The organism is Mesorhizobium sp. M0037 (assembly GCF_040323635.1).
In the GTDB taxonomy this organism is placed as follows: Bacteria; Pseudomonadota; Alphaproteobacteria; order Rhizobiales; family Rhizobiaceae; genus Mesorhizobium.
Genome location: NZ_JAMYVB010000004.1, coordinates 308,460 through 316,426 on the forward strand (window position 1 = coordinate 308,460; position 7,967 = coordinate 316,426).

General features: G+C 64.7%; 6 protein-coding genes. 4 read left to right on the forward strand and 2 right to left on the reverse strand.

The annotated features are described in order from the left end of the window. Window positions 1–32: 32 nt before the first annotated feature. Window positions 33–2,495 (reverse strand): ATP-dependent helicase HrpB, encoded by a 2,463-nt coding sequence (gene hrpB, locus NKJ78_RS09955; RefSeq protein ID WP_023738115.1) that lies wholly within the window; start codon window positions 2,493–2,495, stop codon window positions 33–35. Window positions 2,496–2,535: 40 nt separating this feature from the next. Then, the gene (locus NKJ78_RS09960; RefSeq protein WP_023738114.1) at window positions 2,536–3,426 is read right to left on the reverse strand and encodes a DMT family transporter; all 891 of its coding nucleotides are present in this window, start codon (window positions 3,424–3,426) and stop codon (window positions 2,536–2,538) included. A 26-nt stretch (window positions 3,427–3,452) separates the two neighbouring features. On the opposite strand from NKJ78_RS09960, the gene NKJ78_RS09965 reads away from it, so the two are divergent. From NKJ78_RS09965 to NKJ78_RS09980, 4 genes are all read left to right on the forward strand, one after another. After that, window positions 3,453–4,151 carry a PIG-L deacetylase family protein gene (locus tag NKJ78_RS09965; protein WP_023738113.1) on the forward strand — a complete coding sequence of 233 codons (699 nt, stop codon included), beginning with the start codon at window positions 3,453–3,455 and terminating at the stop codon, window positions 4,149–4,151. Between the two features lie 253 nt (window positions 4,152–4,404). Then, entirely contained in the window at window positions 4,405–5,736 is a 1,332-nt protein-coding gene (locus NKJ78_RS09970; RefSeq protein WP_023738112.1) for an ABC transporter substrate-binding protein, read from the forward strand. A 230-nt stretch (window positions 5,737–5,966) separates the two neighbouring features. Further along, complete coding sequence (locus NKJ78_RS09975; protein WP_031198535.1) at window positions 5,967–6,914, forward strand: carbohydrate ABC transporter permease; 948 nt, start codon at window positions 5,967–5,969, stop codon at window positions 6,912–6,914. Continuing rightward, window positions 6,911–7,861, forward strand: a complete 951-nt coding sequence (locus NKJ78_RS09980) for a carbohydrate ABC transporter permease (RefSeq protein WP_023694180.1) — start codon at window positions 6,911–6,913, stop codon at window positions 7,859–7,861. The genes NKJ78_RS09975 and NKJ78_RS09980 overlap by 4 nt, the downstream gene beginning before the upstream one ends. The last annotated feature ends 106 nt before the right edge of the window (window positions 7,862–7,967 follow it).

The following is a 7,967-nucleotide window of genomic DNA, read 5'->3' on the forward strand; positions in this document are numbered from 1 at the left end:
GGCCAAGGATTATAGCCGGGAAAGGACGAGCGCTAGGTCCCTCGCGGTTTGGCGCGGGCGGTGGCCGCAGCGAGCAGCGGATTTTCCGGCCAGACATGGCGGGGATAGCGGCCGCGCATGTCGGTGCGCACATCGGCCCAGGAGCCGCGCCAGAAGCCGGGCAGGTCGCGCGTCGTCTGGATCGGCCGGTGCGCCGGCGACAACAGCTCGAGCGTCAGCGGCACGGTGCCGTTGGCGATTGCCGGATGGCGGTCAAGGCCGAACAGTTCCTGCACGCGGATGGCCAGCACCGGCCATTCGCCGTCATAGCGGATCGGCACATGGCTGCCGGAGGGCGCGTCGAAATGGGTCGGCGCCAGTGTGCCGACCTTGCGCTGCAATTCGTGCGGCACCAGCGCCATCAGGCCTGACGACAGCACGCCGGGATCGATCGCGGCGAAGGATGCCTTGCCCGAAAGGAACGGCAGCAGCCAGTCGTCGAGGCCTTCGAGCAGGGCGGGTTCCGAAACATCGGGCCAAGGCGCGCCGAGGCCGCGATGCAGCCAGCCGAGCCGTTGGCGCAGCGTCTCGCCGTCCTTGCCCCATTCCAGCAGCGACAGGCCGTGCTCGCGCAAGGCATCCAGGATGGCGCGGTCGGCGTCTGTTCCAGTTGGTGCGGGCAGCATGCGCTCCGACAAAGTGATGGCGCCGAGCCTGGCGGTCTCGCGCACGCGCACCGCGCGCCGCTCGCGGTCGAAGCTTGTCTCGCGGCGCGTCTCGATCCTGTCGGCGAGAGCGGCACGGATGTCGGTCTCGTGGACCGCGGCCGCGGCGGTTATACGGGCGTTTTGCGCCTTGCCTTGCAGATCGGCGACGACCAGCCAGGTCTCACCGGCCAGCGGATCGGCGGCTTCGAGCATGGCGCCGGAGCCGTTGGCGAGCACGAAACGCCCGCGCTCGCCGCGCGCTCTGGCGACACGGTCCGGCCAGGCGTGGATGAGGAGAAGACCGGCAGAAGCGGTTTCGCTGCTCTTGGGGCCGCCCGCCTCCTTCGCCAATCGCCCGGCAAGCTGCCTTGCCGCAACGGCGCGCGGTGACTTTTCGGTGCGGAAGCGCATCAAGCGCCGTTCGAGGTCGGCGCCGTCGCCGCCGAGACCACGCTCGGTGAGCAGGACGGCTAGCATCGCAGCCTCGAGCGCGTGGCCGCCGCCAGCGGCTTCAGCGACCATGTGTGCGAGCCGCACGGGCAGCGCCAGCTTGCGCATCGCGCCGCCCGCCTCCGTCAGCCGGCCGGCCGCATCGATGGCGTGCAGCGCCAGGAGCAGCGCCCGCGCCTCGTTGAGCGCGGGAATGGGCGGCGGATCGAGGAAGGACAGGCTTGCGGGATCGGCGACGCCGAAGGCGGCGCAATCGAGCAGTAGGCCGGACAGGTCGGCTTCGAGAATCTCGGGTGGGGTGAAGGCGGGAAGGGCCGCCGTCTGCTCGGCCCGCCACAGGCGGATGGCGACGCCTGGCTGTGTACGCCCGGCGCGGCCGGCGCGCTGATCGGCGGACGCCCTGGAAACGCGCACCGTCTCCAGCCGGGTCAGGCCGCTCGCCGGTTCGTAGCGCGGCAGCCGCGACAGGCCGGAATCGATGACGACGCGCACGCCGTCGATGGTGATCGAGGTCTCGGCGATCGACGTCGCCAGCACCACCTTGCGGCGGCCCGGCAGCGGCGGTTTGATGGCGGCATCCTGCGCCCTGTTGTCGAGCTGACCGTAGAGCGGCACGATGTCGGTGTCGGCGCCGAGGCGGCTCTGCAGCCGCTCGGCCGTGCGCTCGATCTCGCGCTGACCGGGCAGGAAGGCGAGCACGCTGCCGCTCTCGCCGGCAAGAGCGGAGCGGATCGCCTTGGCCATGGCGTCTTCGATGGGAACGCCGGCTGGCCGCTCGTCGTATCTGACATCGACGGGGAACGCACGGCCTTGGCTTTCGATCACCGGGGCGCCGGACAGGAGTTTCGCGACGCGCGCGCCATCGAGCGTTGCCGACATCACCAGCAGCCGCAAATCCGGCCGCAGCGCGCCCTGCACGTCGAGCGCCAGCGCCAGGCCGAAATCGCCGTCGAGCGAGCGCTCGTGGAATTCGTCGAAAATCACCGCCGAGACGCCGGGCAGCTCGGGATCGTCTAGGATCATGCGCGCCAGGACGCCTTCGGTGACGACCAGGATTTTTGTCCGGGCCGATGTGCGGTTTTCCATGCGCATGGCATAGCCGACAGTGGCGCCGGGCTCTTCATCAAGCAATTCGGCCATGCGGCGGGCGGCGGCGCGGGCGGCGAGCCGGCGCGGTTCGAGCAGGACGATCTTGCCGGCGACCAGCCAGGGCGCATCGAGCAGCGCCAGCGGCACCAGCGTCGTCTTGCCGGCGCCGGGCGGCGCCACCAGGACGGCGCTGTTGCCGGAGCCGAGCGCCTCGCTCAGGGCCGGCAGCACGGCGGATACCGGAAGCTCCGGCAAGGATCTCGTCGTCATTGCGTCCGCATATCAGCGGTCACCACAACCGTGCAACGGCTCAAAGCCTTGTGCGTGAAAACGGGTTCCAGCGCACCGTGCCCAGCCGCACCTCCTCGCGCACCATGGTGAGCAGGCCGGACGCGCCGACGACGGCAAGGCCGACCAGCGATATCCAGTCCGGATACTCCTGGAAGAACAGCGCGCCGAGGATGACCGCCCAGGCGATCTGCGAATAATGCGTCGGCGCGATGCGGTTGGCCGGCGCGTATTTGGCGGCCAGCAGCTGCAGCAATTGGCCGCCGGCGGTAAAGGCGCCGCCCAGCACCAGCCACAGCAGTTGCATGGCGTTGGGGAGGGTGAACGATGTGGCGATGGTGCCGGCCCCGTTGAACAGCAGCCCGTAACCGATGAGCACGCCGAGCATGGTGGTGCGCTTTTCCTGCTGGGCGAGCGACCGCATCAGGATGACGCTGGCCGCGGCGAGGAAGGCCACCGTGAAGGCGGCAAGGTGTCCGAGATGCAACTCGCGAAAACCTGGCCGCACCACCAGCATGACACCTGCAAAGCCGGCAACCACCGCCAGCCAGCGCCATGGACCGACCTTTTCTTTCAGGATGACGGTCGAGAGAATGGTAACGCAAAGCGGCGCCAGGAAGATCAGTGCATAGGTCTCGGCCAGCGGAATGGTGGTGAAGGCGTAGACGCTGAGCACGCCCGAGGCGATGCCGGCCCAGGCGCGGGCCTGCACCGCCCATGGCCGCCCGGTGCGCCAGAAGTCGCGCCAGCGCTCATCGACTGGGCGGCTGAAAAACAGGAAGCAGCCGGCAAACAGCGTGATGAAGAAGCCGATCTCGAAGACGGTGAACTGTCCGCCAAGGCTCTTGATAACGGCATCGCTGCACGAATAGCTTGCATAGGCGATGAGGGCGAGCAGGATTCCGTTCGTCACGTTTTTCCATTTCCGGGGAGAGTGCAGTGAAGGTATTGGCGCTCGGCGCGCATCCCGACGACATCGAGATATTCATGTTCGGTACGCTGGCTGCCTATGCCACGCAAGGCGCAGAACTGACTTTTGCCGTGGCCACGGATGGCGCCAAGGGCGGCATGGGCGACCCGAGCGTTCTGGCTCGTGTCCGCCGCGACGAGGCGGCGACCGCTGCGGCGCTGCTCGGCGCAACCCTTCGCTTTCTCGACTTTCCCGACGGCGAACTGGTGGCCGATGCGGCACTGATCGCTTCGCTGAAAGCGCTGATACGCGAGACAGCGGCGAATCTGGTGATCACGCATGCCCCCAACGACTATCACGCCGACCATCGCGCTTTGTCTGACGGCGTGCGCATCGCGGCATCCTTCACCGCTCCGGTGCTGCATGCCGACACGATGGGCGGCACTGGATTCTCACCGACGCATTATGTCGACATTTCCGCCCACGCCGATATCAAGACGCGGGCGATCCGCGCGCACCAGTCGCAGTGGCCGGAGCAATATGTCGACAGAGCGCGCGTCCAGAATGAGTTTCGCGCCGGGCAATGCAACAGCGTTCCCGGCTCTCTGGCCGAGGCCTTCCGATTCGAGCCGACATTTCCCTTCGCCGACATCCGCGCGCTGCTGCCGCCCGCGCCCCCTGTCCGGCCGGTGACGCCGCAGACGAAAATTGTAGGCGACCCCGGGTAGCAACTTCCGGGCGAGCCGTCCGGCAATCATTTCCCAACGATTTCAATCGCCGTTTCGCCATGTTGCGGCGCAGCGACGAATTCGCTTGCCTTGTTTAGTAAAAATTGCATCACTAAACAAATTACTAAACATCTGCGGCGCACCGCGCCGCCCTAGCGACGCATAGCGCGCCGTGTTTAGCCCCTCGGAGGAGCGAGGGTTAAGGGGTTCTTGAAACGGCCATCCGGGCGCGTTTCGCAAATGGGAGGAAGACATGAAATCGAGCTCGAAACTGGCGTTGGGGCTGGCCTCGGCGATTACCGCGTCGACAGCCGTCTCGAACGCGGCGCACGCTGAAGACCTGACGCTTTGCTGGGCCGCCTGGGATCCGGCAAACGCGCTGGTCGAACTGTCCAAGGATTTTACCAAGGAAACCGGCATCGGCATGAAATTCGAATTCGTGCCGTGGACCAACTATGCCGACCGCTTCCTCAACGAGCTCAACTCGCACGGCAAACTGTGCGACCTGATCATCGGCGACAGCCAGTGGATCGGCGGCTCGGCCGAGAACGGCCACTACGTCAAGCTGAACGACTTCTTCGACAAGGAGAAGATCAGCATGGACGACTTCGTGCCGGCAACAGTCGTCGGCTATTCCGAATGGCCGAAGAACACGCCGAATTACTGGGCGCTGCCGGCCATGGGCGACGTCGTCGGCTGGACCTACCGCAAGGATTGGTTCTCCAAGCCGGAGCTGCAGAAGGAATTCAAGGAAAAATTTGGCTGGGATCTCGGCCCGCCGACCACCTTCGACCAACTGAAGCAGGTCGCCGAGTTCTTCCAGAAGCGCGAGATAGACGGCAAGACCGTCTATGGCGCCTCTATCTACACCGAGCGCGGCTCGGAGGGCATCACCATGGGCGCCATGGACGTGCTCTACAGCTTCGGCTTCCAGTATGAAAACCCGAAGAAGCCCTACGAGATGGAAGGCTTCGTCAATTCGCCAGACGCGGTCAAAGGCCTGGAGTTCTACAAGTCGCTCTACGATTGCTGCACGCCTCCGGGTGCCTCGAACAGCTATATGGGCGAAGGCGTCGACGCCTTCAAATCCGGTCAGGTGGCCATGCACATGAACTTCGCCTTCACCTGGCCCGGCCTGCAGAAGGACGAGAATGTCGGCGGCGACAAGATCGGCTACTTCGTCAATCCGAAGGGTCCCGGCGGCGCCCAGTTCGCGCAGCTCGGCGGCCAGGGCATTTCGGTGGTGTCCTATTCAGACAAGCAGGAATCGGCGCTGAAATACATCAAGTGGTTCGCCAACAAGGATGTGCAGGCCAAATGGTGGTCGCTCGGCGGCTATTCCTGCCTGAACGCGGTGGTCAAGGACCCGGCCTTCCCGTCCAGCCAGCCTTATGCGCAGACCTTCCTCGACTCGATGGCGATCGTGAAGGACTTCTGGGCCGAGCCGAGCTACGCACCGCTGCTGCAGGCGTCGCAGAAGCGCTTCCACGACTATGTCGTAGCCGGCCAGGGTTCGGCCAAGGACGCGCTTGACGGCCTGGTCAAGGACTGGACGCAAGTGTTCCAGGACGACGGCAAGATGTAACCGGACCAACGGCTCCTCCCGAGCCTGACCCCAGAGGCGGATGATTTTCAGGCCGAATCGACCAGAAATCATCCGCCTCGGGCTAAAAAGAGAGAGAGAGCATGATGTCGTCCGAAAACCGCTTCACACTTTTCGGCTTCATGCTCTTGGTCCCGTGCCGCCCTTGGCACGGGACGCAGTTCAGATAAATTCCAGTGTCGAGACTTGACGTGACCGAAGCAGGACTCACCATGCTCAATCGGACTGCGGAGAACGTTGCCCGGGCGACCCCGGAGCCGTTGGCCCGCAAGGTCCGGGGGATCAGCGACAAGGGCCTCGCCTGGCTGTTCATCTCGCCGACGATCCTGTTGCTCTTGGCCATCAACATCTTCCCGCTGTTCTGGGCGATCTACCTGTCCTTCACCAACTTCCGCGCGAACCGCCCGAACGAGGTGGTGAAAAACCTCGGCTTCGCCAACTACCAGCGCATCCTCGGCGACCAGGACATCTGGATCGCCATGCAGACGACGGCGCATTTCGTGTTCTGGACGATCCTGCTGCAGACGCTGATCGGTTTCACGCTGGCATGGCTGATCGACAGGAAGTTTCGCGGCCACGCCTTCTGGACGACCATCATCCTGGTGCCGATGATGCTGTCGCCGGCGGTGGTCGGCAATTTCTGGCGTTTCCTCTACGAGCCGCAGATCGGCCTGTTCGCCTACGCCATCTCGTTCGTCACCCGGATACCACCGACCGACATCCAGATGCTGTCCAACGTGTCGCTGGCGCCGTGGTCGATCATCATCGTCGACACCTGGATGTGGACGCCCTATGTCATGCTGATCTGTCTCGCCGGCCTGCGCTCCATCCCCGAATACATCTATGAAGCCGCCGAGGTCGACCGCGCGTCCAACTGGCGGCAGTTCTGGTCGATCACGCTGCCCATGGCGCTGCCCTTCATCATGCTGGCGGTGCTGTTTCGCGGCATCGAGAACTTCAAGATGTTCGACATGGTCAACCTGCTGACCGGTGGCGGGCCGGGCTCGACCACCGAGGTCGCCTCGATCACGCTGAAGCGGCAGGCCTTCGAGAGCTGGCGCACCGGATATTCCTCGGCCTTCGCCATCATCCTGTTCGTCGCGGTGTTTGGGCTGGCCAACATCTACGTCAAGGCGCTGAACAAGGTGAAGCAGAGATGAGCCTGACCACCGCCCACTCCGTCGTCGCCCCCTCGGCCAATTCGAAGCGGATCGCCGGCACGATCATCGTGCTCTACGCGCTGATCTCGATCGTGCCGCTGCTGTGGATCTTCGCCACCAGCTTCAAGACGCCGCCGGATTCGATCGCCTATCCGCCCAAGATTCTGTTCCAGCCGAGCATCGAGGGCTATTGCAACCTGTTCACGACGCGCACCAGGCAAACGCCCGACTACATCAACTCGCTCGGACCCGCGACCGGTTTCTGCGACGAGACCTCGCGCAAGCGCAACATGGTGATTGCCGGCCCGTCCAATTTCCTGCCGCGCTTCGTCAATTCGCTGATAATCGCCTTCGGCTCGACCTTCTGCGCGGTCTTCCTCGGCACGCTGTCTGCCTATGGTTTCTCGCGCTTCAAGGTGCCGCTGGCCGACGACCTTCTGTTCTTCATCCTGTCGACGCGCTTCATGCCGCCGATCGCGGTCGCGATTCCCATCTACCTGATGTACCGCGAGCTCGGCCTGTCCGACACCGCGCTGGGCATGATCCTGCTCTACACCGCGGTCAACGTGTCACTCGCGGTGTGGCTGCTGAAAGGCTTCATCGACGAGATCCCGCGCGAGTATGAGGAAGCGGCGATGATCGACGGCTATACCAGGCTGCAGGCCTTCTGGCGCACCGTGCTGCCGCAGGCGACCACCGGCATCGCCGCGACCGCCATCTTCTGCCTGATCTTCGCCTGGAACGAATATGCGTTCGCCGCACTCCTGACCTCCGGCACCGCGCAGACCGCGCCGCCCTTCATCCCGACCATCATCGGCGAAGGCGGCCAGGACTGGCCGGCGGTGGCGGCCGGCACGACCATCTTCCTGGTGCCGATCCTGGTCTTCACCATCCTGCTACGCAAGCAGTTGCTGCGCGGCATCACTTTTGGGGCGGTGCGCAAATGAGTGGTGTGTCAAGTCGACCCCCACAACCACCCGCGAACCCCCTCAACAAAACCCCCCAAACGCGGCCTTCTGCTCTAAGCGGGCATCTAAAACAGGAGCACGCAAC